This is a genomic window from Kribbella sp. NPDC006257, from assembly GCF_040613535.1.
GTDB lineage: Bacteria > Actinomycetota > Actinomycetes > Propionibacteriales > Kribbellaceae > Kribbella.
Genome location: NZ_JBEXSJ010000048.1, coordinates 1 through 25,539, shown reverse-complemented (window position 1 = coordinate 25,539; position 25,539 = coordinate 1). Strand labels below are relative to the sequence as shown.

The 25,539-nt window shown below is 67.9% G+C and carries 18 protein-coding genes; 4 read left to right on the top strand and 14 right to left on the bottom strand.

Annotated features, from left to right (window positions below; all coding sequences use genetic code 11):
• Positions 1-13: 13 nt before the first annotated feature.
• The 11 genes from ABZ004_RS36710 to ABZ004_RS36660 form a co-directional block, all read right to left on the bottom strand.
• Positions 14-2,869 carry a BTAD domain-containing putative transcriptional regulator gene (locus ABZ004_RS36710; protein ID WP_355686349.1) on the bottom strand — a complete coding sequence of 952 codons (2,856 nt, stop codon included), beginning with the start codon at positions 2,867-2,869 and terminating at the stop codon, positions 14-16.
• 101 nt (positions 2,870-2,970) lie between these two features.
• A complete protein-coding gene (locus ABZ004_RS36705) occupies positions 2,971-3,114 on the bottom strand; it encodes a BTAD domain-containing putative transcriptional regulator (protein ID WP_355686398.1) in 144 nt (47 codons plus the stop codon).
• Positions 3,115-3,146: 32 nt separating this feature from the next.
• The gene (locus ABZ004_RS36700) at positions 3,147-5,585 is read right to left on the bottom strand and encodes a BTAD domain-containing putative transcriptional regulator (RefSeq protein WP_355686396.1); all 2,439 of its coding nucleotides are present in this window, start codon (positions 5,583-5,585) and stop codon (positions 3,147-3,149) included.
• Complete coding sequence (locus tag ABZ004_RS36695) at positions 5,528-6,016, bottom strand: winged helix-turn-helix domain-containing protein (RefSeq protein ID WP_355686347.1); 489 nt, start codon at positions 6,014-6,016, stop codon at positions 5,528-5,530. The genes ABZ004_RS36700 and ABZ004_RS36695 overlap by 58 nt, the downstream gene beginning before the upstream one ends.
• A 76-nt stretch (positions 6,017-6,092) precedes the next feature.
• Positions 6,093-7,154 carry a dipeptide ABC transporter ATP-binding protein gene (locus tag ABZ004_RS36690; RefSeq protein ID WP_355686345.1) on the bottom strand — a complete coding sequence of 354 codons (1,062 nt, stop codon included), beginning with the start codon at positions 7,152-7,154 and terminating at the stop codon, positions 6,093-6,095.
• Between the two features lie 8 nt (positions 7,155-7,162).
• On the bottom strand, positions 7,163-8,329 hold the full coding sequence (locus ABZ004_RS36685; protein ID WP_355686343.1) for an ABC transporter ATP-binding protein: 1,167 nt from the start codon (positions 8,327-8,329) through the stop codon (positions 7,163-7,165).
• On the bottom strand, positions 8,326-9,318 hold the full coding sequence (locus ABZ004_RS36680) for an ABC transporter permease (protein ID WP_355686341.1): 993 nt from the start codon (positions 9,316-9,318) through the stop codon (positions 8,326-8,328). The genes ABZ004_RS36685 and ABZ004_RS36680 overlap by 4 nt, the downstream gene beginning before the upstream one ends.
• Positions 9,319-9,412: 94 nt before the next feature.
• Entirely contained in the window at positions 9,413-11,173 is a 1,761-nt protein-coding gene (locus ABZ004_RS36675) for an ABC transporter substrate-binding protein (protein WP_355686340.1), read from the bottom strand.
• Between the two features lie 41 nt (positions 11,174-11,214).
• A complete protein-coding gene (locus ABZ004_RS36670; RefSeq protein ID WP_355686338.1) occupies positions 11,215-12,222 on the bottom strand; it encodes an ABC transporter permease in 1,008 nt (335 codons plus the stop codon).
• Positions 12,223-12,611: 389 nt separating this feature from the next.
• Positions 12,612-13,904 (bottom strand): BTAD domain-containing putative transcriptional regulator, encoded by a 1,293-nt coding sequence (locus tag ABZ004_RS36665; protein ID WP_355686336.1) that lies wholly within the window; start codon positions 13,902-13,904, stop codon positions 12,612-12,614.
• Positions 13,901-16,702, bottom strand: coding sequence for a BTAD domain-containing putative transcriptional regulator (locus ABZ004_RS36660; protein WP_355686334.1), 2,802 nt, complete (start codon positions 16,700-16,702; stop codon positions 13,901-13,903). Before ABZ004_RS36660 ends, ABZ004_RS36665 begins: the two co-directional genes overlap by 4 nt.
• Positions 16,703-16,838: 136 nt before the next feature.
• On the opposite strand from ABZ004_RS36660, the gene ABZ004_RS36655 reads away from it, so the two are divergent.
• Positions 16,839-17,138 carry a hypothetical protein gene (locus ABZ004_RS36655; RefSeq protein ID WP_355686332.1) on the top strand — a complete coding sequence of 100 codons (300 nt, stop codon included), beginning with the start codon at positions 16,839-16,841 and terminating at the stop codon, positions 17,136-17,138.
• Here the strand turns inward: ABZ004_RS36655 and gcvT are convergent.
• A complete protein-coding gene (gene gcvT / locus ABZ004_RS36650; RefSeq protein ID WP_355686330.1) occupies positions 17,135-18,241 on the bottom strand; it encodes a glycine cleavage system aminomethyltransferase GcvT in 1,107 nt (368 codons plus the stop codon). The genes ABZ004_RS36655 and gcvT overlap by 4 nt on opposite strands.
• Positions 18,242-18,417: 176 nt before the next feature.
• Here gcvT and ABZ004_RS36645 point away from each other — a divergent pair, with 176 nt between their 5' ends.
• Positions 18,418-19,911 carry a leucyl aminopeptidase gene (locus tag ABZ004_RS36645; RefSeq protein ID WP_355686328.1) on the top strand — a complete coding sequence of 498 codons (1,494 nt, stop codon included), beginning with the start codon at positions 18,418-18,420 and terminating at the stop codon, positions 19,909-19,911.
• Between the two features lie 39 nt (positions 19,912-19,950).
• Here ABZ004_RS36645 and ABZ004_RS36640 read toward each other — a convergent pair whose 3' ends face one another.
• Both ABZ004_RS36640 and ABZ004_RS36635 read right to left on the bottom strand, forming a co-directional pair.
• Positions 19,951-20,268 (bottom strand): hypothetical protein, encoded by a 318-nt coding sequence (locus ABZ004_RS36640; protein ID WP_355686326.1) that lies wholly within the window; start codon positions 20,266-20,268, stop codon positions 19,951-19,953.
• A 28-nt stretch (positions 20,269-20,296) separates the two neighbouring features.
• Entirely contained in the window at positions 20,297-23,383 is a 3,087-nt protein-coding gene (locus tag ABZ004_RS36635) for a hypothetical protein (protein ID WP_355686325.1), read from the bottom strand.
• A 273-nt stretch (positions 23,384-23,656) separates the two neighbouring features.
• On the opposite strand from ABZ004_RS36635, the gene lpdA reads away from it, so the two are divergent.
• Complete coding sequence (gene lpdA, locus ABZ004_RS36630; protein WP_355686324.1) at positions 23,657-25,045, top strand: dihydrolipoyl dehydrogenase; 1,389 nt, start codon at positions 23,657-23,659, stop codon at positions 25,043-25,045.
• Positions 25,046-25,152: 107 nt separating this feature from the next.
• Positions 25,153-25,539 (top strand): biotin/lipoyl-containing protein (locus ABZ004_RS36625; RefSeq protein WP_355686322.1); only part of this gene is annotated, 387 nt, incomplete at its 3' end.

The window sequence follows — 25,539 nt, the reverse complement described above, 5'->3', positions numbered from 1 at the left end:
GGCAATCGAAGCACTAGCCCCGGTTGAGGGGATCGCGTGGATCGGCGGCGAGCCAGTAGCGCATTTCGTTCTGCAGCCGTTCGTCGCCTTGCTCGATCCCGAGCTGGATCAGGTCGTGTCTGAGCCGGCGACCCTTGCCGTAGGCACCGGACTCCATCGCGAGGTCGATCTCCGCGTAACCGATGCTGATCTCCAGTTGCGGGTCAGTCTGTTCGGGCAGTAGCGGCCTCACCTTGTCGAGCAGGTCTCTCCCGACGGCGAACTGCTTCCGCCGGAAGGCAACCCGGGCGAGCAGACAGATGGTCTGACCGGCGTAGTAGAGGTTCGACATCTCCTGCAGCCCGCTCAACGCTTCGGTCAGGATCTGTTCGGCCTCGTCGAGCTTGCCCTGATCCAGCAACACCTCGCTGAGGAGCTTCATCAGCATCAGCTGCCCGTAGCTGCCGGTCGGGGACAGCGCCATCGCCTGGCGGTACCACCGCTCCGACTCGACGTACTCGTACCGCTCGTCGTAGTTCTGCCCCAGATTCTTCATGATCGTGGATCTCAGCGACCTCGGCCCGTCGATCTGCTCGAGGATCGCCAGCGCTCTGAGGCACACCTCCCGATCCCGGTCCAGTTCGCCGAGATGCCGGGCGCCGGTGCTGATCTGGAACAACGCGTGCGCCTGCAGCTCCAGCGAACCCGCTTGTTCAGCCAGGGCGAGCCACTTCTCGCCGCCCTGGACCAACTCCCCCGCCGTCGGGTGGTAGGCGGGCACGACCGCGATCTTGATCCGCACGTACAGCTCGAGCGGTCCGGTTTCGGCGAGCGCGCTCGCGATCGCCTCCAGCAGGTCGATCCTGACTTCGTCGAGACCACGCATCATGAAGTAGCCGTTGAGGTGGAGGCCGAAGGCTGCTGCCTGCTCGACCCGGCCTGCCGCGATCGCTGTCCGGCTCGCGGCGGAGACCAATGGCCACGACTCGTCGAGCCAGCCGCCCGGATCCTTGAGGACGGCAGCTTCGACCTGCGGCAATTCCAGCTTCTCCGGGACCTGCAGGTACAGCGCCAGGGCCATGCCGTGATTGAGATGCTGGTCCGCGATGGCGACCGCACGATGGACCGCGTCGAGATAGCGGCCCCGCGGCTGATCCGGATCACCCGCCGCGGCGAGCTGCTCCCCGGCGTACGAGCGAACCAGGCTGTGCATCCGGTAGCGGCGACCGGAGACGAGTTCGACCAGGCCGAGTTCGACCAGCCGGTCGAAGGTGTGCTCGCCGGTCGGTTCGTCGCAGTCGAGCAAGGGTGCCGCGACCCAGGACGAGAACTCGGTGACGCCGACCAGCGACAGCCGGGCGAGCAGCTGCCTGGCCACCGGATCGGCGAGTGTCAGACTGCGGTTCAGGCTGGTCCGTACGGCGAGGTCGCCGGCCACCAGGGAGTCCAGCCGCTGGTCGTCCTCGGCCAACGCGCCCGCCAGGGTCTGCAGAGCGTCATCGCCGGACAGGGCCAGCCGTGAACCGACGATCCGGAGTGCGAGTGGCAGGCCGACGCACTCGGCAGTGATCTCCGCGAGCGTCGCCTGATCGCGCAGATGGCGGCCGATCAGGTTGGTCAGCAGATCCTGGCTGGTCGCGCTGTCGAGCGGCTGGACCTGCTCGTGGGCGGCCGCTGCCAGACCGGAGAGCTGCTTTCGCGAGGTAACGATCGCGGCCGTGGCCGGTCCGGTCGGCAGCAGCGCGGTGACGATGCCGGCGTCGATGGCGTCGTCGAGCAGCACGAGGATCGCCTTGTCCGCGGTCAGTTCCTGGAACATCGCGGCCCGCTCCGCGGTCTCGTCCGGTACCGACCGTGGTTGGACGCCGAGGGAACGCAGCATCCGGCCGAGCAAGGTCCGGGCCGGAACCGCTTCGCCGTTCACGTCCTGCAAGCGGGCGAAGAGCTGCCCGTCGGGGAACTCCGCTGCTACCTGATGCGCCAGTTTCGTTGCCGCCGCGGACTTCCCGACGCCGGCCGCACCGAAGAGACAGAAGACGGCGGCCTGGTCGCGGTCTCCCGCAGTCAGCACCTTTGCCCCGTCAGCGAGCAGGTCGTCCCGGCCCACAAGGAGCGAGATGTCCACCGGCAGTTCGCGCGGCACCGTCTCTTCGGCCGCGGGTTTGCGGTGTTGCTGCAACGCCGGGTCATCTCGCAGGATCGCGAGGTGCAAGCGCCGTAGTACCGGAGCCGGGTCGAGGCCGTGCTCGTCGGCCAGCCGTGCGGCGAGCTGGGTGTAAGCGGCAAGGGCGTCCTGCTTGCGTCCGGCGCGATAGAGCGCCGTCATCCAGGCGACCACCAAGCGCTCCCGCAAGGGATCCTCGGCGACCAGGGTCGCCAGCTCGTCAGCCACCTCGCGGCCTGCCTCGAGGTCCGCCTCGATCCGGTCCTCCAGAGCGGTCCGGCGCTCCTCCTCCAGCCCGGCGGTCAGCCTGAGCCGGTCGGCCTCCGTGGTGACGTCGGCAAGGGCAGGACCTCGCCAGCGTTCGAGTGCCTGCCGCAGCAGCTCGGACTTGGCTGCCGGGTCCTTTCCGGCCGCCCTGATATCGGCCCGGAAGAGTTCGACATCGACCGAGTCGGGCGGGACCTCGATCCCGTATCCGGCCGAGCTCCCGACGATCTGTACGCCGGGCAGCGCCTTCCGCAGGCGCGAGAAATAGACCTGCAGGGCTCCCCGCGCGTTGGCCGGCGGATGCTCCGGCCAGACCAGATCGATCAGCTCGGCGACGGTCATCGTCTCGCCGCGACGAAGGAGCAGTACGGCGAGCAGCAGCCGCTCCTGCCGCCGCGGCAGCGCGATCTTCTCCCCTTCGTCCCACACCTCGAAGGGCCCCAGCAGGCGGAAGTCCATGCGAGCAGACTAATCCCGCTGGCTGGCCGGGTCGCGCGGGTCGTTGGAGATCATCTCGCGGAGGTTCGGTACAGCGCGGTCATCCACGCGATCACGAGCCGCTACCGCAACGGATCCGCCGCCATCAACCCGGCCAGCTCAGGAACCAGCTGCTCCTGTCTGCCGGCTGCCAGATCGGCTTCGATCCGATCCTCCAGGGCCGTCCGACGTTCTTCCTCGATCCCAGCACACAACTGCGCCCGGATCTCCTCCGTCGTAAAAACTCCATACCCGCACCCTAGCCGGGAGCAATCACCGGATCCCGAGGATCAGAGTCGAGGGCCTTGCGGAAGGCAGCCACCTGGTACTTGTTGCCCTCATCCTCAGCTTTGGCGAGAGCTTCCAGCCGTATTCGTCGCGCGACACCCGGCTCTCCCTGTGCCATCGCCAGTTCCGCCTCGTAGGTGAGAGCCAGGTATAGCCCGGCCACGCCTTCCCGCCGGTCGAAAACGTCGCGAGCTCGATCGATCAGCAACCGCGCCTCGGCATATCGGCTTCGCCGGATCGCGAGACCGGCAGAGATCACCTCGGTGTGGGCAGCGCCGAGTTCATCCTTGATGGCGACGTAGATGGAATAGGCCCAACCTAGTAGCTCCTCCGCCTTGTCCAGGTCACCTAACAAGAGAGCGGCCTGAGCCCAGGGACGGAGTGTGCTTGCGAGGGCCTGAGTTCCTTCCTGCAGCAGCGCGGCTGCCTGTTCGTAGGCCCTCACCGCGGCGGCGTAGTCGCCCAGGTCAACTGCAGCCATTCCGACGATCGCCAATGCGTTGCGAGCCAACCCGATCAACGCGGGATCACCCATGATCTGCTCGTAGGCGGCCTGGGCAGCTGCCATGGTGCGTTGAGCGTCGCCGGAGCCCTTTGCTGCATAGGCGACCTGGTAGAGAGCTCTTCCGACCATCTCGGGAAGGCCACATGCGCGTGCCGAGGCCAACCCCCGCGCTGCCAGTTCCTCGGCCTCGGCCGCCCAGCCACCCTGATTCACGGCACCGAACAGGACATGGTCGACCCGCGCGAGCAACTCCAGATGCTCCGACCTTGCCAACGCGTCGCGGACTTCTCGAAGCTTGGCGATCCAAGGCTCGCGATGATCGCGGATCGTCAGGTAGCCGTTCAGGCGCACCGCGAGTCGCGCGGCGAGCTCCACCCGCGCCTGGCCGATGGCTACCGTGACTGCGGTGTGGATGAGCGGCCATTCGAGGTCGAACCAGCCCATCGGATCGGATTCAATCGCCCTTTCAACTGCCGGGACTCGCTCACCGTCAGGTACCGGGAGCTGGGCTGCAACCGTCGCGCCCGACGGTGCGGCGGCATCAGCAAGGCTGGTCAGGCGCAGGGTTGTCCGCAGGAATCGGTCGGTGCTCTGTCTGCGGTCGTCCACGCTCAGCCGGCCAAGTCGTTCGACTGCGTAGGAACGCACGATCGAGTGCATCCTCAGGCGACGGAACGGTTTCCAGGCCACCACTTCGAACAGTCCGAGATCCAGCAACCGGTCGAGAGCTTCGGTGGCTGCTTGCTCGTCTCCGCCGAGCAGCCCGGTGGCTACCCAGGGGGAGAACTCGTCGACACCGACGAGCGCGATCCGGTCGAACAGAGCCCGGGCCGTCTCGTCTGCCGTGGACAAGCTTAATTCGATGCTGATCCGGACCGCTCGATCACCCGCCACCAGCCAGTCCAGCCGTTGGCCGTCATCGGACAGGGCAGCGGCGAAATCCGCTGCCGTCTCGGAGCCCGACAAGGCCAGCCGGGAACCGACGACTCGAAGGGCGAGAGGGAGCCCGGCGCAATGCTCAAGGATCACCGCGAGAGACTCATGGTCTGTCACCTGCCGACCGATCAGCCGGTCGAGCAGATCCCGTCCATCGCCGTTTTCCAGTCGAGTGACTTCCTGGGCAACCGCGATCTGGTCCAGCGGTAACGACTTCCGCGAGGTCAGGATCACGGCACAGCGTGGACCTGTCGGCACCAGCGGGCGAATCTGGTCCGGCTCGAGCACATCATCGAGCAGGAGCAGCAGAGCGAGGTCAGTTGTCCGCTCGCGGAACAAGTCCGAACGAGCGTCCAAGGTATCCGGGATCCGGTCGGCTGCCAGGCCGAGGGACCGCAGCATCCGGCCGAGCACAACGGCTGGATCTACCGGTGTACCGTCGACGTTTTGCAACCTGGCGAAGAGTTGGCCGTCGGGGTAGCTACGGGCGACCTGGTGGGCGAGGCGGGTGGCGGCTGCGGATTTTCCTCCGCCGGCGCCGCCCCAGAGGGCGAAGACGGGTCGCTTGCCTCGTAGTACGGACTGTCCTTGGGTCAGCAGGTCGTCGCGGCCGACCAGGAGGGAGACGTCCACGGGGAGTTCGCGGGGGACGTCGGAGGTAGTCGGAGATGTTGCCTGGAGCAAGCGGTGATCGTCGCGGAGGATCGCCAGGTGTAGTCGCCGTAGCGGCGGGGCGGGGTCGAGGCCGTGCTCGTCCTGCAGGCGACGACTCAGGTAGTGATAACTGTCGAGGGCATCGGCGCGACGGCCCAGACGGTACAAGGCGAGGAGCCAGTTGGCCGCCAGCTTCTCCCGCGTCGGGTGTTGCTCGACGAGGTCGGTGAGTTCGTCGAGCAGGCGGGCCTCGTTGCCTAGGGCAAGTTCTGTTGCGAGAGCTTCTTCGAGAGTGGACCAGCGCTGCTCTTCCAGACCGGCGACCAGGTTCTCGAGACCGAGTCCGTCGAGCGCGGGCCTCGCCAGAGCGCCAGCGCCGTACGGAGTCTCGCTGCCCTGTCTTTGGGGTCCTCGCCCGCTAACGGCATCCGTAGTTCGAGGAATCTGCCCAGGTCGGTCTGAGCCCGATCGATCTGGAGGGTGTAGCTGTGGCCGTCGTGCTCGATCGTTGGACCGCCCGCCGCGGCCAATTGCTGGCGCAGTCGCGACACGTAGCTTTGGAGGGCACCTCGTGGATTGGTCGGCTGCTCGTCCTGCCACAGGTGGTCGATCAGCTCGGTCGGCGAGACGGGCTCGTTCGGCCGCAGAAGCAGGATCGCGAGCACGACCCGTTCCTGCTTGCGAATCAGCCGAACGGGCTGGTCCGCAGCCCAGATCTCCAGCGGACCGAGGAGGCGGAAGTCCATTTGCGGATGATAACCGTGCCCGACAGACGAGAGCCGCCCCGGCCGAAGTGGTCGGGGCGGCGCTCGGTGGAGTTGCTCAGGCCGTGGCGGCGGTCAGGTCGACCTTCGGCTCGGCGAAGTGGCACGCGGCCGCGTGGCCGGGGCCGGACTGCGTGTGCGGGACCAGCGGTGGCTCCTGGGTGGCGCAGATGTCCTCGGCCTTCCAGCAGCGGGTCCGGAACCGGCAACCGCTCGGCGGGTCGATCGGGGACGGGACGTCGCCGACCAGCCGGATCCGCTCCTTCGGCGGTACGCCGCGGATCGTGCCGAGGTCAGGTGCCGCCGACAGCAGCGCCTGCGTGTACGGGTGCTGCGGAGCGCCGTAGATCTGCTCCCGGGTGCCCTGCTCGACGATCTTGCCCAGGTACATCACCGCGACCCGGTCACAGAAGTGCCGGACGACGCCCAGGTCATGGGCGATGAAGACGAAGGCGATGCCCAGATCGCGGCGCAGGTCCTCCATCAGGTTCATCACCTGGGCCTGGATCGACACGTCGAGTGCCGAAACGGGCTCGTCGGCGATGATCACTTCCGGCTCCACCGCGAGCGCCCGGGCGATCCCGATCCGCTGACGCTGACCACCGGAGAACTCGTTCGGGTACCGGTTGTGGTGCTCCGGGTTCAGGCCGACCCGCTCGAGCAGTTCCTGGACCCGCTCCAGTTCCTTGCCGCGCTTCACCAGGTTGTGCACCTTCAACGGCGTACTGATGATGTTCGACACGGTCTGCCGCGGGTTCAGCGAGCTGTACGGGTCCTGGAAGACGATCTGGAGCTGGCGGCGGAACGGCCGCAGGTCCTTCTCCTTCATCTTCGCGATGTCGGTGCCCTTGAAGACGATCTCACCCGACGTCGGCGTGAGTAGCCGGGTGATCATCCGGCCGGTCGTCGACTTGCCACAACCGGACTCACCGACCAGGCCGAGGCTCTCGCCCGGGCGCAGGTCGAAGGTGACCCCGTCGACGGCCTGGACGACCTTCTTGGTCCGGCCGAGGCCGGCCGCCTCCTTGATCGGGAAGTGCATCTTCAGATCGCGGATCTGCAGCAACGGGGCGTCGGAGCCGCCGGTGGTGGAGTCCACGGGGCGCACTGTCTTGCTCATCTCTCTCCTCAGCCCAGTCTCGGTGCGACCTCGGCCTCGTAGATCGAGGCCTTGTCGTGCAGGTGGCAACGGGATGTGTGTGCACCGGCGCCGTCGACCGGCAACAGGTCCGGCAGATCGGTGATGCAGCGCTCACCCTTCACCCTGTCCACGTACGGACAGCGCGGGTTGAAGGAGCAACCGCTGGGCAATGCGAGGAGGCTCGGCGGCAGACCCTTGATCGGCCGGAGCCGCTCGCTGGCCGCCGAGACGGTCGGGATGGACTCCAGCAGACCCCAGGTGTAAGGCATCCGCGGGGTGGCCAGTACGTCGGCGGCCGTGCCGTACTCGACGCAGCGGCCGGCGTACATCACCAGGACGTCGTCTGCCATCTCGGCCACCACACCCAGGTCGTGGGTGATCAGCACGATCGCCGAACCGAACTCCTTCTGCAGGTTGTTCAGCAGATCCAGGATCTGCGCCTGCACCGTCACGTCCAGCGCGGTCGTCGGCTCGTCGGCGATCACCAGCTTCGGGTCGTTGACCAGACCCATCGCGATCATCGCGCGCTGCCGCATACCGCCGGAGAACTCGTGCGGGTACTGCTTGAACCGGCGGATCGGGTTCGGGATGCCGACCAGGTCGAGCATCTCCAGGGCGCGCTTCTTCGCGACGTCCTTGCTCACCTTGTGGTGCACCCGGTAGGCCTCGGAGATCTGGTTGCCGACCGTGAACAGCGGGTGCAGCGACGACTGCGGGTCCTGGAAGACCATCGCGACCGCGTCGCCACGGACCTTCATCAGTTCGCTCTCGGGCAGGCCGATGATCTCGTCGCCGCCCAGCCGGATCGAACCGGTGATCCGGGTCCGCTTGCGGTCGTGCAGGCCCATCACGGCCATGCTCGACACCGACTTGCCGGAACCGGACTCACCGACGATCGCCAGCGTCTTGCCCAGCGGAACGGCATAGCTCAGCCCGTTCACGGCGCTGACCAGGCCGTCGGCGGTCGGGAACTTGACGGTCAGGTCCTCGACCACCAGGTACGGCGTCTCGCCGCTCGGCGTCAGGGACACACCGCGGCGCTCACGGGTCGCGATGGACGGGTTGCGCTGCTCGGGCGCTACCTCGCCCTCGCTGGGTACGGTGCCGACCATGGTGTCCTGGATGTCCTTCCGTCCCTCGTCAGGTGTCGTCACGCGAGCCTCACCCGCGGGTCGATCAGGCTGTAGGCAATGTCGACGATGAAGTTCATGCCGACCAAGAAGACCGACGCGATCAGGACCGTGCCCATGATCACCGGCAGGTCGTAGTTGTTGAGGCTCTCGATCACCAGGTTACCGAGCCCGGGAAGATCGAAGATCCGCTCGGTGAAGATGGCGCCCGCCAGGCTGCCGGCGATGTCCAGGCCGAAGATCGTGATGACCGGGATCAGACCCGATCGCAGGGCGTGCTTGTAGGTGACGACCCGGTCCGACAGGCCCTTGGCCCGCGCCGTACGGATGAAGTCCTCGCTCAGCGTCTCGACCATCGAGCCGCGGGAGAACCGGGCGTACTGCGTGCAGTTGTAGATCCCGAGCACCAGCCACGGGGTCAACAGCCCCGCGAACCATTTGCCGGGGTTCTCCGTCAGCGGTGTGTAGCCGCTGCGCGGCAGGATCGGATAGACCACGGTGAGGTAGAGCGATATCAGCAGCGCCACGATGTAGTACGGGATCGAGCTCAGGACCAGGGTGCTGGTCATCAGCGCGCGGTCGCCCATCGTCCCGCGTCTCTTCGCCGCCATCGAGCCGACGAAAACACCGATGGTGAGAACCAGGATCGCGTACCCGAACACCAGCGATGCCGTCACCGGCAGCCTGGTCTTCAAGCTCTCGTACACCGGCCGGTCGTTCTTGAACGAGAAGCCGAGGCACGGCGCCGGGCACTCCTGCTTCGCCCCGGACGTCTCGAAGGTCCGTCCGGCGAAGATGCCCGCGGTGTACTCCGCGAACTGCTGGACCTTGGGCCGGTCCAGGTGCAGGTTGCGCTTGATCTCGTTGTACCGCTGCTGGGTGCAGTTGCGGTCGCCACAGATCGCCGCCGCCGGGTCCGACGGGGCGACGAAGAACAACGTGAAGGTCGCGATCAGCGTGACCAGCACGACACTCAGCGCGCTGACCAGGCGGCGCGCCACGAAATAGAGCACGGGGCTTTCTCCTCACCGATGAGGGTGGTGACCGGACCGAGGGCCCGGTCACCACCCTGTCATTCAGAGCCGAACGTATTGCTCAGGTGCTCGATCAGGGCTGCTTGATGTAGATCGAGGTGAACTCCGGCATACCCTGCGTCACGTCGTTGACCACGTGCCCGAGGTTCTTCCCGATCGGGAAGTTCGAGGCGCTGTAGTACAACGGCAGAGCCGGGAGGTAGTTCTCAAGGATGTTCTTGTCGATCTTGCTCCACTCCTTCAGCTGCTCGTTGGGCTCGAGCGCTGCGACGCGGTCGATCTCAGCGTCCAGCTTCGGGTCCTGCAGCTGACCGATGCTGTTGCCCAGGGCAATGGCGTCGGACTTGAACAGCACCGGGAACCAGCTGGTGCCGCTCGGCCAGTCGGAGCACCAGCCGGCCGGGGTCTTGCCCAGGTTGACCGGAGCGTTCTGGTCACCGGTGAAGGTACGGATCTTGGCCTTCGGAACACCGATACCGGTGTACTTGAAGCCGGCCGCCTGGAAGACCTGCTGACGCAGCTGGAACACCTGCGTCGAGATCTTGTCGTCGATCGAGTAGTACTGCTTGAGCTCGAAGTTCTCCTTGCCCAGTGCCTTCAGCTTCGCCTTGACATCCGCGGCGACCGCGGGGTCAGAGGCGCCGTCGCCCTGTCCGTTCAGGCCCGGCAGTTCGTACGACTCGTAGCCAGGAACGGCCGGCGGCAGGATCGTCTTGGCCGGCGGCGAGTCGTTCGAGTTCAGACCGGCAACCTTGCGCCACGCCTTGTACGGGTACGCCTGGGCGACCAGCTTACGGACCTCCAACGGAATCTTCCGGGTGTCCATCGGCAGCGTGATGGTGCACGGGCCGGGGCCCGTGACGAGCTGGCTCTTGTCCTTGACCTCAGGCAGCAGGGACGTGTCCAGGTTGGTGTAGTTCAGGGCGTTGGCGTCCGCGCCCTGGCTCAGCAGCACCTGCCGCTGCACCTTGATCGTGTCCTGGGCGAACTTGAAGTTGTAGCCGTCCACATACTGGTGCCGTACCGGGTCGGTGGCCGGGTCCCAGTTCGGGTTCTTCACCAGGTTGAGCGAAGTACCGGCGTTGTAGGACTGGACCATGTACGGACCGGTCGCCAGCGGCTTCTGCTCGTAGTTCTTCTGGGTGTCGGCCTTCTGCGGGATCGGCGTGAACATCGTGAACGCCGCGTAGAACGGAAGGTCGTCGAACTTCTTCGCCAGGTGGATCACCAGCGTGCTGTCGTCCGGCGTCTCGACACCGGAGTAGTTGGCACCGCCGGCGGCGTACGGGCCCTTGTACTTCTCGCCATCCTTGAAGAACTGGATGTGGTAAGTCGGTCCCGAGTCGTACAGGTCGTGCGCGAAGGCACGCTTGATCGAGTACGCGTAGTCCTCGGCCTTGACCGGGGATCCGTCGCTGTACTTGATGCCCTTCTTCAGCTTGAAGGTCCAGGTCAGGCCGTCGGCCGACTTGGTACCCAGGTCCTCGGCGAGGTCCGGCACCAGGGTCGGCTTACCGGTCTTCTCGTCCAGCCGGTACTGCGTCAGGGCCCGGAAGTACAACTTCTCGATCTGGAATCCGTCGACGTAGTACGTGTTCGTCGGGTCGAACGTGTCCGGTGCGACGTCGGAGAGGATCGTGACGGTGCCGCCCTTCTTGGCACCGTCGATCTCCTTCGCCGGCCCCTTGGCAGTCGGGTCGGTCGCCTTCTCCTGGGCGCCGCCCAAGTTCGAGCCGCCCCCACCTCCGGAGTTGTCGTTCGACGACGGGCTGCCGCAGGCAACCGCGGCCAGCATGACCGTTGCCGCTACCGCGGTGATCCGTTTCCACTGCATTGTCGTGTTTCTCCTTTTCTGCCGCTGGGGCAATCGCCGAATTACCGGCGAGTCTTGGGGTCGAAGGCGTCGCGGACGGCGTCGCCGAGGAGGGCCATCGCCAGCACCAGTGTGGTGATGCCGATCACGGGCAGCCACAGGAAGATCGGGTCCGCCTTGAACCAGTTCGTGGCTACCGCGATGGTCTGGCCCCAGGAAGGAATCGGCTCGACCAAACCGACCCCGAGGAAGGACAGACCTGCTTCCGCCGTCACATAGGCAGGCAGCGAGAGCGAGGCCGAGATGACGATCGGGGCCACCAGGTTGGGCAGCAGTTCCTTGAACAGGACCTGCCGGGTGGGTACGCCGATCGCCTTGGCTGCGAGGACGAACTCCCGTTCCCGCAGCGAGAGGACCTCACCGCGGATGATCCGGGCCAGGCCGGCCCAGCCGAAGAACGAGAGCACGAAGATCAGCACGTAGAACCGGGTCGAGGCTTGCTCTTCCGGGGTCAGGTTGAACGATCCGCCGCGCATCGACTCGACGATCGGCACCAGGGCGATCGCGAAGAGCAGGTAGGGCAGGCTCAGCACGAAGTCGATCACCCAGGAGATGATCCGGTCGGTCCAGCCACCGAGGAAGCCGGCCAGCAAACCCCCGACCACGCCGACGACGGTGCCGAACAGGGTCGCCGAGAACGCGACGATCAGCGACGGGCGCGCACCGTAGACCCAGCGGGCGAAGTTGTCCCGGCCGGTCTTCGGCTCGATACCGAACCAGTGCTGCCCGTTCATGCCGATGGTCGGGAAACCGAACTCGTCCACGAAGTCGGTGTTGAAGGCCTTGTAGCTCTGTCCCTCGAGCTTGGCCAGCAACGGGGCGAAGATCGCGATCAGGATGAAGAAGATGATGACGCTGACGCAGATCACCGCCAGCTTGTCCTTACGGAGCCGGTCCATCGCGATCCGGGTCGGCGACTTGCCGTGCGCGACCGACGACGGACGGGCCGGCTCGGCCGACGCCGGGTGGTCCTCGACGCCTACGGTCGAGTCAGGTAGCCCAATACTCATTCGCGCTCCGTCAGCTCTGTCAGCCAGATTCAGGTGTTGATCAAGCAACGTTCTGTAGATCGTTGCCGGACCATTTGCTCTTCCGCGAGGGCCGCGCGTCAAACTCCCTTGACACGGCGATTCCCCCTCAACCGCGCGCTAGCCTGCCTGACACTGTGACACCAAACCAGCGGTGCCCGGCACCAGTGCACAAATCGTTACCGGAACGGGTACCAGACCGGAACATTTGTCTCCGGCTGTCACCGTCAGCGATCAAACCTTCGCGAAACGCGTCGGCACAGCGCCGTCAGTGGCCATTTTGTGCCAAATTGTCACGCACGGTGTTGAATGTACAACCACCCGGAACACTGCTCCCCCTGGCCAAGATCTGCGCTTTCGGGCCACCCGGCTCACCCGCCAACACCTTGTTCCAAGCCCAGCGGGAGGATCTCTCGGTGGGTGGCGTCTTCTAGGCCGAGGATGGGTTGTCTGGAGGCGACTATGACGGCGCAGCGGCCGCCGGCCGGTAGTAGGGGCCTCAGCTGGCCTGCGTCGACGGCGTCGTCCAGTAGTAGCAGCACGGACTTGCCTGCGAGTCTGCTGCGGAGCAAGCTCGCCCGCTCCTCGACCGTCTCCGGCAGCGCGCCACCGTCGACACCCAGCGATCGCAGCAGCTGAGCGAGGACGAGGCGCGAAGGCACTGGATTACCGGCGACGTCCTGCAAGCGAGCGAACAGCTGACCGTCCGGGTACTTCTCCGCCAGCTGATGCGCCAGCCGGATCGACGTAGCGGACTTGCCCGTGCCCGCGGCGCCATACAGACAGACAACAGCCGGTACGCCGTCCGGCCGGTTCCGGCTCAGCTCGGCCGACAGCTCCTCTAGTACTGCGTCCCGTCCCACCAGCACGCCGATATCGGCCGGCAGCTCGCGAGGGACCTCACCGCCGGCATCCAGGTCGAGTGCCGCGTCCTGGCGCAGGATCGAGACCTGTAGCTCCCGAAGCTCGGTGCTGGGGTCGATGCCGAGCTCATCAGCCAACCGGCGTACCAGGTCCGTGTAGATGCTCAGAGCATCGGCCTGGCGGCCAGAACGATAGAGAGCGAGCATGTGCGCGGCCGCCAGCTGCTCCCGCAGCGGTTCGGCCGCAGTGAGTTCGGCGAGTTCCGGCAACAACTCCTGGTGACGTCCGAGCTCCAGCTCAGTTGCCAGCCGCAGCTCCTGTGCGGCCCAGCGCTCTTCGTCGAGTCCGGCCGACAACCGCCGCCGTACGTCCTCGGAAGCCACATCAGCCAGCGCAGGTCCCCGCCAAAGCTCCAAGGCCTCCAACAACGCCGTACGACGCTGCGCAGCATCACCGATGGTCTTGGCCTGCCGGGTCAGCTCCCCGAAACGCTCGATATCGGTCCGCCCCGCCGGACCGTGAATCGCGTACCCCTCCGGCCCGCTCTCCACCCGCGTCTCCGGATCGACAGCGGCCAGCACCGACCGCAACCGCGACATATAGACCTGCAGAGCCCGCTTCGGATTGCCCGGCCGCTCCTCCGGCCACAACAACTCGACCAATCGCTCGGCCGGCACCGCTTTCCCCGGCTCCAGGAGCAAAATCGCCAGCAGCAACCGCTCTTGCCGCCGCTTCAACTCGAGCTGCTGACCATCTACCCAGACCTGCACCGGCCCAAGCAACCGGTACTCGACGGTCATCGGCCACCACTGGTCCGGGCCAGGTACGCGTCATCGAGCCGCTGACGCAGCCTGGTTTCGTCGGCCTGTTCGCCGGACCTGACCGCCTCCTGCAGTCCGGTCTCGAGGGCAGGAATCGCCTCGTCGAGGTCGCCGACGTCCTGCAGCACCTCACCCAGTCTCCCGATCGTGGCCGACCGATCGGGGTCCTGGCTGAGCTCGTCGTAGACCGCGATGCTGCTGCGGAAGTTCTGGATGGCGTCGGTGAACCGGGCCTGCTGATGATCAAGCTGTCCCAGCTCGTCGAGGATATAGGCCTCCTGCCACTTGGAACCGGCTGCTCTCGCGTACCTCAGAGCGCTGTCCAGATGCTGCCTTTGCCGCTCAGGCTCTCCCAGGGCCTTGAGATTGAAGCTGATCGCAAGGTGCCCGCCGGCCTGGAGCCTGATATCCCCTTGTCGCTCAGCCAGCTCGATGGCCTGCAGCCCGTTCTCGAGACCTTCGGCATACCGCCCGGCGACGTACAAGAAGCGGGTGAGGTTGTTGCGGGAGGACATCTCGACCAGCACCAGCCCGCTGGCCGCCAGCAGCGGCAGCGCCTCCCGGTAAGCCTCCACGGCGCCATCCACATCGCCTGAGCTGCCGTGATAGGCGGCGATATCGGCCAGCAGCGAGCCTTCCGCGAGCTGGTCCGCTCGCTCCCGGGCCACATCGACTGCCACGGCCGTTCGCCGGATGGCATCCGGCCAGCACTGCCGGGAGAAGCTGTAGGCGGACGACCCGAGCGCGAGTGACACCACCGCGTCGCGCGTCGTATCCGCGAACCGCATTCCCTGGACCGGGATCGCCGTCAACTTCGCTCCGGCAGCGTCCAGCCAGTCGAAGGCAAGCTCTCCTTCCACTCCCTTCGGCAGATCGTCTGTTTTCGGTCGGCCGCTGGACCACTCGAAGTCCGAGGAGCCGGGGTAGCGACTTTCCTGGCACTGCCAAGCGACTGCGGCGTACAGCTCGAGGAGACGATCAATCGACGCCGTCTGCTCGGCCTGCGGAAGGACGGCGTCCGCCTGCTCACGGGCGAAAGCCCACAGCAGGTCGTGCAGGCGGTAGACCTCAGGCGCGGGTGTCTCCAAGAGCTGTGCGTCGACCAGGCGCTCGAGGACGGTTTCGGCCGCGAGGTCGTCGAGGCCGAGGACCCTGGCCGCCTCGACGAGCCGGTACGTCGTGCTGTCCGGTACGCCGAGCTGCCGGAACGCCTCCGCTGCCCGGCGATCCAGCGCGTCCTCCGACCGGTCCAGCTGTTCCAGCGAGCTCGCAAAGACCACCCGGATGCTCTCGCCCGCCAGACTCAGCTGGTCAAGACGCCCGTGCACGTCCGCGATCCGGTCGACCAGTTGGCTGAGCTGCCAAGCCGGCCGGGCCGCGAGTCGCGCACCGAGGATCCGGATCGCCAATGGGAGGTAGCCGCAAGCCTCCAGCAACGCCTCGGCGGCGTCCGGCTCGGCAGCCATCCGCGCCGGACCGGCAAACTTCTGAAGCAACTCCGAGGCTTCAGCGGAAGTCAGCACATCGAGCTGGACCAGAGCAGCGTCCAGGCCCGAGAGCAGCGTCCGGCTTGTCACGATCGCAGCGCTGGTGCCGGTGCCCGGCAACAGCGCCTCGACAACCGCGGGTCCGGACGCGTTGTCGAGGACAACCAGGACTTTTCGCTCGGCCAGCAGCGACCGATAGCGGGCCGACGCCTCGGCAAGCTGGGCCGGGACTTCCTGGTCCGGTACGCCGAGGCCGCGCAGCGCGGTCGCCAAAGCGTCCATCGGAAGCATCGGCTCCTCCGCGCCGTACCCACGCAAGTTGAGAAACAGCTGGCCGTCGGGGAACAGACCGGAGACGCGATGGGCCACTTCGACTGCCAAGGCGCTTTTGCCGATTCCACCCATGCCGGAGATGGCCGATACCACGATCGCCGGACCCGCCGATCCCTTGGCCCGTTCCGTCAGCAGCCCGGTCAGCGCCTCGACCTGCGCCTGCCGGCCGACGAACGTGCTCGGCGCGGGCGGCAGTTGGCGCGGTACGACGGAAGGCGGCTCGGCAAGCAGAGCCGGATCGTCCTGGAGGATCGCCAGCTCGAGTTCCTGCAGTCGAGGGCTGGCGTCGAGGCCCGTCTCTGTTCTGAGAGTCCGCTTGGCAGCTGCCAACAGCTCGAGTGCGTCCAGCCGCCGCCCGACGCGGTACAAGGCGACCAGCTGGGCAGCCAGCAGGCCCTCCCTGGTGGGATGGGCGGCGACGAGACCGGCGAGTTCAGGCACCAGCTCCGCGCTGCGGCCCGCTTCGAGATCCGCCTGGATCCGCTCCTCCAGCGTCGTCAGCCGCTCCTCCTCCAATCCCGCGCAGAGTCGGTGGCGGAGGTCCTCGGAGGCAACGTCGGCGAGGGCCGGGCCGCGCCAGAGGTCCAGCGCCTGGCGCAACAGCCCGGCCCGCTCCTCCGCCTCCGGACTCGCAGCGGCCAGCCGGCACAGCTCCCGGAACCGGTGCACGTCGACGGCGGACCGATCGATGTCGAGCTGGTAGGCCTGGTCCCGGCTCGAGATGTCGATCCCGGCGGGCAGTGCCTTCCGTAGGCGGGACAGATAGACCTGCAGGGTCCGGTTCGGCTCGGCCGGTGACTCGTCGGTCCAGAGCAGTTCGATCAGCCGATCGGCGGGGACCAACTGGTTGGCCGAGAGGCCCAGCAAGGCCAGCAGCAAGCGCTCCTGCCGGCGCCCGAGCGGTAGGGCCTTGCCGTCGGCCACGATCTGCACAGGACCAAGCAACCGGAGCTCCACGGAGGCAGCCTAGTCCGGTGGTAGGCGGTGGGTAACAGGGTTCCCACATGCTGCGACTGCGTCGGAACGCTGTCCCGTGGTCCGACGTACGCCGCCCGCTCCCCCACTGGTGGCGCCGTCTTGAACCGGAGGAACGATGCTCGCCCCGTATCTGTCCTGGAGACTGTTCGCTGCTTCTATGGTCCTGATCGGCGGAGTCCTGCCCGCCGGGGCCGCACAGGCCACTCCCGGCCGCGGCTGGTGCAACACCACTGTCGGCTCACCCAGCGCGCACTGCCGCGGTGCTGCTCCCCGACTGCGCGACAAGATCCCTACCCGGCCGTTGGCAGCCACTGGCCGGGCCCGGCAGCGTGCCCGCCGGCGCGAGCTGGAGCCGTTCGTACCGTGCCCGGCACTTCCCGGCTACAGCCCGCAGCGAACCCTGGAGATGGTCTAGCTCTCGCGGACGTTGACCGTCACGAACGGGGGCTTGACGACCTCGAAAGGCTCCTGACGGCCGCGGATGTCCACCGCCACCTGGTCGCCCTCCTTGACACCCGCGTCGAGGAGGGCGAGCGCGATGCCCTTCTTCAGCGTCGGCGAGAACGTCCCGGAGGTGACCTCGCCCAGCGCCGTACCGTTCGCGTCGTTGACGGTCATGTGCGGCCGTGGGATGCCCCGGCCGACCGCCCGCAGACCGCGGAGGATCTTCGCCGGGCCGGCCTCCTTCTCCGCGCGCAGGGCCGCGTCGCCCCAGAAGTGCTCCTTCTTCCAGCCCACCGCCCAGCCGGACCGGGCCTGGACGGGCGTGATCTCGGGCGAGATGTCCTGCCCGTGCAGCGGGTAACCCATCTCGGTCCGCAGCGTGTCGCGCGCGCCCAGCCCGGCCGGGGCGATGCCGTACTTCTCCCCCGCCGCGAGCAGCGCGTCGAAGACGGCGACGGCGGCCTCGTTCGGCACGACCAGCTCGTAACCACGCTCACCGGTGTAGCCCGTGCGGCACACGACGACCGGCGTACCGGCGTAGTCGGCGACGACGAAGGACATGTAGTCGTGCCCGGTCGGCAGGCCGATCGCCGCGACGACCTCGTCGCTGTCGTGGCCCTGGACGGCCAGGATCGCGTAGTCGTCGTGGGTGTTCGTCACCACGACACCCTCGGGCGCCTGCGCCTGCAGCAACCGGACGACCTCGGCGGTGTTCGCCGCGTTCGGGATCAGGAACACGTCGTCGTCGGCGTGCAGGTAGGCGATCAGGTCGTCGACCACGCCGCCGCTGTCGGTGCAGCACAGCGTGTACTGCGCCTGGCCCGGCGCGATCTTGCCCAGGTCGTTGGTCAGGCACGCGTTCACGTACGCCGCGGCGCCGGGACCCTTGACGGTCGCCTTGCCCAGGTGACTCACGTCGAACACACCGACGGAGGTCCGTACGGCGGTGTGCTCGGCAATGACCCCGCCGTACTCCAGCGGCATCTCCCAGCCACCGAACTCGGCGAACTTGGCTCCGAGCGCGACGTGCCGCTCGTGCAACGGGGACTTCTTCAGGACGGGAGACTCGGTCATGCAGCGGAACTTACCCGAAACCGCTGGCGCAACAGTGTGGCCCGCATCTCCGTGCCACCGATTGCCCCCCACATGCGCGCATTCGGTCGGCGCCGACGCGTAGCATGCGGAGGCAGCACGCACGTACCGTGACGACCGGTGAACCTGCCACCCGGTCAAGGAGGACTGAGGATTTCGTGAGCACCATCACCCTGAGCAAGTCCGATGCAGCCGGCGTCAAGACCGACGCCGTGGTCATCGGCGTGGTCAAACTCGACGGCGGCGTCGCACTGCCCGCCGGTACCGAGTCGCTGAACGCCGCGTACGGCGGGAAGCTGGTGGAGGTGCTGTCCGGTCTCGGCGCCACCGGCAAGACCGGCGAGGTCACCAAGGTGCCCGGCCCGAAGCCCGGCGGGTCCGCCCTGCTGATCGCGGTCGGCCTCGGCAGCGCCCCCGACGGCGCCCTGAAGACCGAAGACCTCCGTACGGCGGCCGGCGTCGGCATCCGGGCCGCCAAGGCCGGCCAGTCCGTCTCCTTCGCGTTGCCGACCCCCGACGCCGAGTGTGTCCGCGCCGTCGCCGAGGGTGCGCTGATCGGCCGGTACTCCTTCACCACCTACAAGTCCGAGGCGAACGACGATGCCCCCGGCAACCTGGTCGTGCTGACCGACCTGGCCCGCAACCGCGACGCCAAGGCCGCCCTCGAGCGTGCGCAGATCGTCGCCGACGCGGTCCACCAGGTCCGCGACTGGGTGAACATGCCGCCGTCCGACCTGCACCCGGTCGAGTTCGCCGCGCACGCGGTGAAGCTCGGCAAGGAGTACGGCGTCAAGGTCGAGGTGCTCGACGAGAAGGCCCTGGTCAAGGGCGGGTACGGCGGCATCCTCGGGGTCGGCCAGGGCTCCACCAACCCGCCCCGGCTGGTCCGGCTCACCTACACGCCGAAGAAACCGGTCACCCACCTGGCCTTCGTCGGCAAGGGCATCACCTTCGACTCCGGCGGCCTGTCGCTGAAGACCGCCAGCGGCATGATCAGCATGAAGTCCGACATGGCCGGCGCGGCGGCGGTGATCGGCGCCACCCTGGCGATCGCCCGGCTCGGCCTGCCGGTCCAGATCACCACCTACGCCGCGATGGCGGAGAACATGCCGTCCGGCTCGGCCGCCCGGCCGTCCGACGTGCTGACCATGTACGGCGGTAAGACGGTCGAGGTGCTGAACACCGACGCCGAAGGCCGCCTCGTGCTCGGCGACGCGCTGGTCCGCGCGTCCGAGGACGAGCCCGACCTGATCGTCGACGTGGCCACCCTGACCGGCGCCTGTGTCGTTGCCCTGGGCACCAAGGTGGCCGGCGCGTTCGCCAACACCGACACCGCCCGGGACCGGGTGGTGGACGCGGCGGTCGCGGCCGGCGAGGCGATGTGGCCGCTGCCGATCCCGTCGGAGATGCTCGACAAGCTCCGCTCGCACTCCAAGGTCGCCGACCTGGCGAACATCACCGGCGAGCCCTGGGGCGGTGCCCTGGCGGCGGCTGCCTTCCTCGGCGATTTCGTTGCCGAAGGCATCGACTGGGTGCACCTCGACGTGGCCGGCCCGGCCTTCAACGACGGCGGCCCGTCCGGCTACACGCACACCGGCGGCACCGGCTACGGCGTCCGCACCCTGGTCGAACTGGCCGCCGCGGCCAGCTAGTGCCCGCGGGCCGGGTCGAGTTCGCTCGACCCGGCCGCGCTAGGCCAGACCGTTCTTCTTCATCCGGGCGTTGTACTCGCGCATCCGCGGCGGGTAACCGACCACGGCGGCGTCGTACGACGGGATGCCCAGTTTGTTGGCGAAGTTGTGCGCCCAGGCGACCGAGGGGACCCGGCGGCGGGTCCACTCGCCGTCGATCGCGACCAGCAGCAGGGTGTAGTCCGTCACCGCCGTCTTCGGCTCGACGAAACCCTCGACGCCCTGCCGCGTCTGGGCGAACTCCCGCAGGTGCGCCTGGTCGGGACTGTCCGACTTGCGCATCGTTCCGGCCTTCTGCCGGCGACCGAACCACTTCATGCAGACAAGTGTCCCCTACCTCCGCAAGTCAACTGGTGCAATCCAGCGAGATCAGGGTCAGCACGAGGACCACGCCGACCACCCCGACCCGGCCACCGAGCCCGATCTTCGGCACCCCCGGCACGGAGGCCCCGAACACTCCGCTGAACACACCGAACGCGGTGGTTTCGCCGATCCCGCTCTCGATGATCGAGGCGACGGTCAGCGCGATCGAGGCGACCGTGAGACCGAGGCAGGTGAACGGGAACGGCGCCCCGAGAGTGCAGCCGAGGCCCAGTACACCGACCGCCAGGTTGAGGACGTCGAGGGTGCCGAGCGAGGGACAGTCGTAGGCGCCGCCGGTCCCGTCCCGCAGTACGGCGGTGGTCGCGCCCGTCTCCGGATCGACGACCCAGAACGCATCGCCTTCGCCGCGGGCCGGGACGAGGACGATCTTGCCCTGGTAGGCGGCGAGCACGGTGGTCCAGCCGGCCTTGCCTGCTGGCGGAACTGTCGCGAGGAAGGCGGCCGTCGCGTCGGCGTCGCCGGTCACGATCGGCGACAGCTTCTTGCCGTTGACCCGGCGGAAAGCGCTCTGCTCGAAGGTGGCGGCCTCGGCGATGCTCGCGAGTGCCGACGCCTTCACCGCGGCCTGGAACGCGGTTGCCGGATCTGGGCCAAGGGCAACGACGTGGTTCAGGTCCGGCGGCAGGTCGATGTGCCGGCCGCCCGTTCCACCGACGCCTTGCCGTTCCTGCAGGATCGCGACCCGGAACGTCGGTACGGCACCGTTCACCACCGGCAGCGGGCTGAGCAGCGAGGTGAGCAGCCCGGGCACCCGTCGTACGGTGTTGGCCGCCTTCTTCACGATGTCGTCCGCCGACGCCGTCTTCCAGGTCGGGCGGAGCGGCTCGATCGACAGGTACGACGAGAGCACGTCGTCCAGCATCGCCGCCTGGGTCGTGATGCCGGGCTCGACGGCAATCGTGGTCACGCCGTACATCGCGGCGCGCGTCTCGGCGCAAGCGGCCGCGTCGTCCAGCGCTCCGACGGCCTCACCACGCTCGTTCAGCGGCAGGCCGGCCAACCGCCGGCGTACAGACTGGCCGTTCACCTCGAAGGTCACGTACAACCCCGCGAACGAGGACGGAGCCGCCGCCTTGGCCGGCACCTCGTACTTGGCCTGGCCCTTGATCGTGGCCCGGCCGGTGAGCGCGACGGCGGCCGTCCGACTCGTCGGGCCCTTCGCCGGCGCCCGATAGGTGAGCCGGTAGGTAGCCGCCGTACGCCGGGCAGCGAGCGGCTTGATCAGCGCGGCCAGCTTCGTCGCGACTCCCTTGTCGCGGGCGTCGAGCCGGGTGCCGTGCGAGAGCGCGAGGATCTTCGCGGTCGCCTTCTCGTCCGGCTGGCCGATCGCGAGGCAGAAGACCGGGACGCCGGAGTTCGCGAGCCGGCGCTGGTACCCCGGGATGTCCGCCGGGTCCTCGAGCGAACTCACGTTGTCGCTGACCAACACGATCGCGACGAGCCCCTGATCGAGGGCCGGCCCGCCGACCGTCTCCCAGACGCTCGAGTCGCTGTTGACCCCATGCAGAGCGGTCAACAGACCGGATGCGGTCGGAGCGGCCCAGGCCTCCTTGTCCGGTGCCGATCCCAGCCCCACCACCTGTACGTCGAACGCGGTCTGCGTCGCCGCGGCCTGCAAGGTCGAGGCGAGCGACTGCTCGAACGCCGCCTGAGCCGCCGGGGTCGACCAGGAACTGGTGACGCTGCCCGAGGTGTCGTAGGCGATCAGAACCCGCGGCCGACTGGTGTCTGTGGCATTGGATCGGATCGTCACCGACGTCGGCTGCCCGGCGCTGTCGGTGATCACGAACGAACTCGCATCCAGTCCGTCGACCGCGCGACCGTCCTTGTCCTTGACGCTCACATCGAGCATCACCTCGGGGAACGTCGTCGCGTTCGCCTGGACCTGTACGGCGGCAGCGGACGCGATCGCCTGCGCGCGCTTGTCCGCGGAGACCGCCTTGATCGAGCCGTAGGGTCCCTCGATCTCACCCTGCTTCCCCGACCGGTACACCTCGCCCTGGACCGACACGATCGGACCGGCCTGGCCGGGCGGCGCCTTCGACGGGTCGTCGCTTTGCACCCGTAGTACCGGCACTCGCACCGGGAGATCGGCGGCGGACTTCGTCTGGAGCGCCGCCTGCGGCCCGGCGACGGGAACGAAGGTCAGCAGCACCTGCCGGCCGACCACGACCTCGGTGCTCCACTCTCCGTGCACCAGGTCGATCATCTCGCCCCGCGGCGTCCGGCTGCCGAAGCCAGGGTTCGCGACGCCGGAGATGGTGACCTTGATGGTTGGCAGTTGGGCGGCCGGGTCGGCGTCCTCGAGATCGCTGGGTGCGGTGGTGGTCGTCTCCAGGTCGCCGAGCGCGAAGGCGTACTTGGTGGCGCCCTTCTCGGTGAACGTCACGAGCGGCACCCGGTCCGTCAGCAGGTCTGCTCGCGGCTTCACCTGCCGCGCCGAGGCAGGCAGCGCCGCGGAGATCGCAGGGGTCGGATCCGGGGCTTCGGGCGGCATCGACGGCGGTGTCGGCGGCTTCACGCCCACTGTCGCGAGCAGGCTCATCGCCTGGTCGATGCGCTTCTGGTCGGGCTTGAAGGCCGCGAGGCGGTCGCGGTACAGGGTGGCCAGGTCGATGGCGGCCGGGCGGGCGGCGATCTTCACCTCGGCCTGGAAGCCGGCCTTGGTGAGCAGGCTCGCGAGCAGGTCGGCGCGTTCCCGCAAGGTGCCCTGGCCGCCGCGCAACGTCGCGGCACTCCCCCAGCGGCGAGCCACTGCCGCATCCTCGTTCTCGGACCACGCCGGTACGACGGCGACGTTGTCGCGCACGAAGGCGACGATCTTGCCGGCGTCCTTCGTGGCCACCGCGTCGTCGGCCCGGTGGCTCAGATGATCAGGCGATGCCCGTACTGCATCCCGGAGGAGCTCCAGTGCGTGCTGGATCGGCGGTTCGTCCGACCCTTTCGCGCCCGGGTGTTTACTACAGGACTCGAGCATCGAGATGAGCGCCAGCGCTCCTGTGCCGGCCAGGAACGTCCGGCGACTCAACCCTTCGAAGTCGTTCGTCATGTCCCCGCCCGCTTCGTCATGTCCCCGCCCGCTTCGTCGCCAAGAGTGATCAATCGTTTGCACTTCGGAGGATAGGTTCGCGGGCCGCGTCCGTTCGGGCACATCTGCGGACCTTCGGGCGGACCTCAGGGCAACGGCGCTTTTCTGGGTTCTTTCCGGGTGGTCGCCGAGCCCGGGAGCGACGGTGGTGGGCCGCGGTGACAAGATGACGCCCGGGCCGGGACTCCGCGATCCGGGGACCGCCCGCCGACTCATACGCCCACGGAGGAACCTGTGACTACTGCGGCAGACAGCGCTACGACCTACGACCTGCTGATCCTCGGCGGCGGCAGTGGCGGGTACGCCGCCGCGCTGCGGGCCGCGGTCGCTGGGATGTCGGTGGCACTGGTCGAGAAGGACAAGCTCGGCGGTACCTGTCTGCACCGCGGCTGTATCCCGACCAAGGCGCTGCTGCACGCGGCGGAGGTCGCCGACTCGGCGCGCGAGAGCGAGCAGTTCGGCGTACGGGCGACCCTCGAGGGCGTCGACATGGGTGGCGTGAACAAGTACAAGGACGGTGTCGTCGACCGGCTCTTCAAGGGCCTGCAGGGGCAGATCAAGTCCCGCGGCATCACGGTGATCGAGGGCGAGGGACGGCTCACCTCCCCGACGACGGTCGCGGTGAACGGTACGACGTACACGGGGAAGAACGTGATCATCGCGTCCGGCTCCTACTCGCGCTCGCTGCCCGGGCTGGAGATCGACGGCAACAGGGTGATCGCTTCGGAGCACGCGCTGACGCTCGATCGGGTGCCGGAGTCCGCGGTGATCCTCGGCGGCGGTGTGATCGGTGTCGAGTTCGCGAGCGCTTGGACCTCGTTCGGTACCAAGGTGACGATCGTCGAGGCGCTGCCGCGGCTGGTCCCCGCCGAGGACGCGGACTGCAGCAAGACGCTGGAGCGGGCGTTCCGCAAGCGCAAGATCGCCTTCAAGACGGGTACGCCGTTCGAGTCGGTCGACACCCACGACAACGGCGTGCGGGTCACCGTCGCCGGTGGCGAGGTGATCGAGGCCGAGGTGCTGCTGGTCGCCGTCGGGCGCGGGCCGAACACGGCCGGGCTCGGGTACGAGGAGGTCGGGATCGCGCTCGACCGGGGCTTCGTCACCGTCGACGAGAACCTGCAGACCAGCGTCCCCGGCGTGTACGCCGTCGGCGACATCGTGCCCGGGCTGCAGCTCGCGCACCGCGGGTTCCAGCAGGGCATCTTCGTCGCCGAGCACCTGGCCGGGCTCAACCCGGCGCCGATCGACGAGGCCGGCATCCCCCGCGTCACCTACTCCGAGCCCGAGGTCGCGTCCGTCGGGCTCACCGAGGAACAGGCGAAGGCGAAGTACGGCGAGGTCGAGGTCCTCAACTACAACCTCGGCGGCAACGGCAAGAGCCAGATCCTCAAGACGGCCGGCTTCGTGAAACTGGTCCGGGCCAAGGACGGCGCCGTGGTCGGCCTGCACATGGTCGGCTCCCGGGTGGGCGAACTGATCGGCGAAGCGCAGCTGATCTACAACTGGGAGGCGTTCCCGGCCGACGTCGCGCCGCTGGTGCACGCCCACCCGACCCAGAACGAGGCCCTCGGCGAAGCCCACATGGCGCTGGCCGGAAAGCCTTTGCATTTCCACGAGTAGTTTTGAGTCCGCCGGAACGGTTGGGGCGTCGTGACCCGTGTCCCGCCCGTTCCGGTGGCACCGTAGGCTGACACTCGAACCGATCAGACGAAGGAGCAACGACCGTCATGCCGACCTCTGTATCCCTGCCGGCCCTCGGGGAGAGCGTCACCGAAGGAACCGTCACCCGCTGGCTCAAGCAGGTCGGCGACACGGTTGCCGTCGACGAGCCCCTGCTGGAGGTCTCGACCGACAAGGTCGACACCGAGATCCCCTCCCCCGTCGCCGGTACCTTGCTCGAGATCAAGGCCGCCGAGGACGAAACCGTAGAGGTCGGCGCCGAACTGGCCGTCATCGGCGACGCCGGCGAAAGCTCCGGTACGCCGTCCGCCCCGGCCGAGTCTGCGCCCGCCGAGTCCGCGCCCGTCGCCGAGCAGGCGCCGGCTGCCGAGCAGGCTGACGCAGCTCCCGCCGACACCTCTGCGCAGGCACCCGCCGCGCAGGCACCGGCCGAG

Coding starts and splice junctions, on each gene's coding strand:
- ABZ004_RS36635 (WP_355686325.1), bottom strand. CDS start 23,383: ATGACGAACGACTTCGAAGGGTTGAGTCGCCGGACGTTCCTGGCCGGC.
- ABZ004_RS36690 (WP_355686345.1), bottom strand. CDS start 7,154: ATGAGCAAGACAGTGCGCCCCGTGGACTCCACCACCGGCGGCTCCGAC.
- ABZ004_RS36655 (WP_355686332.1), top strand. CDS start 16,839: ATGCTCGCCCCGTATCTGTCCTGGAGACTGTTCGCTGCTTCTATGGTC.
- ABZ004_RS36665 (WP_355686336.1), bottom strand. CDS start 13,904: ATGACCGTCGAGTACCGGTTGCTTGGGCCGGTGCAGGTCTGGGTAGAT.
- ABZ004_RS36675 (WP_355686340.1), bottom strand. CDS start 11,173: ATGCAGTGGAAACGGATCACCGCGGTAGCGGCAACGGTCATGCTGGCC.
- gcvT (WP_355686330.1), bottom strand. CDS start 18,241: ATGACCGAGTCTCCCGTCCTGAAGAAGTCCCCGTTGCACGAGCGGCAC.
- ABZ004_RS36710 (WP_355686349.1), bottom strand. CDS start 2,869: ATGGACTTCCGCCTGCTGGGGCCCTTCGAGGTGTGGGACGAAGGGGAG.
- ABZ004_RS36640 (WP_355686326.1), bottom strand. CDS start 20,268: ATGAAGTGGTTCGGTCGCCGGCAGAAGGCCGGAACGATGCGCAAGTCG.
- ABZ004_RS36695 (WP_355686347.1), bottom strand. CDS start 6,016: ATGGACTTCCGCCTCCTCGGTCCGCTGGAGATCTGGGCTGCGGACCAG.
- ABZ004_RS36670 (WP_355686338.1), bottom strand. CDS start 12,222: ATGAGTATTGGGCTACCTGACTCGACCGTAGGCGTCGAGGACCACCCG.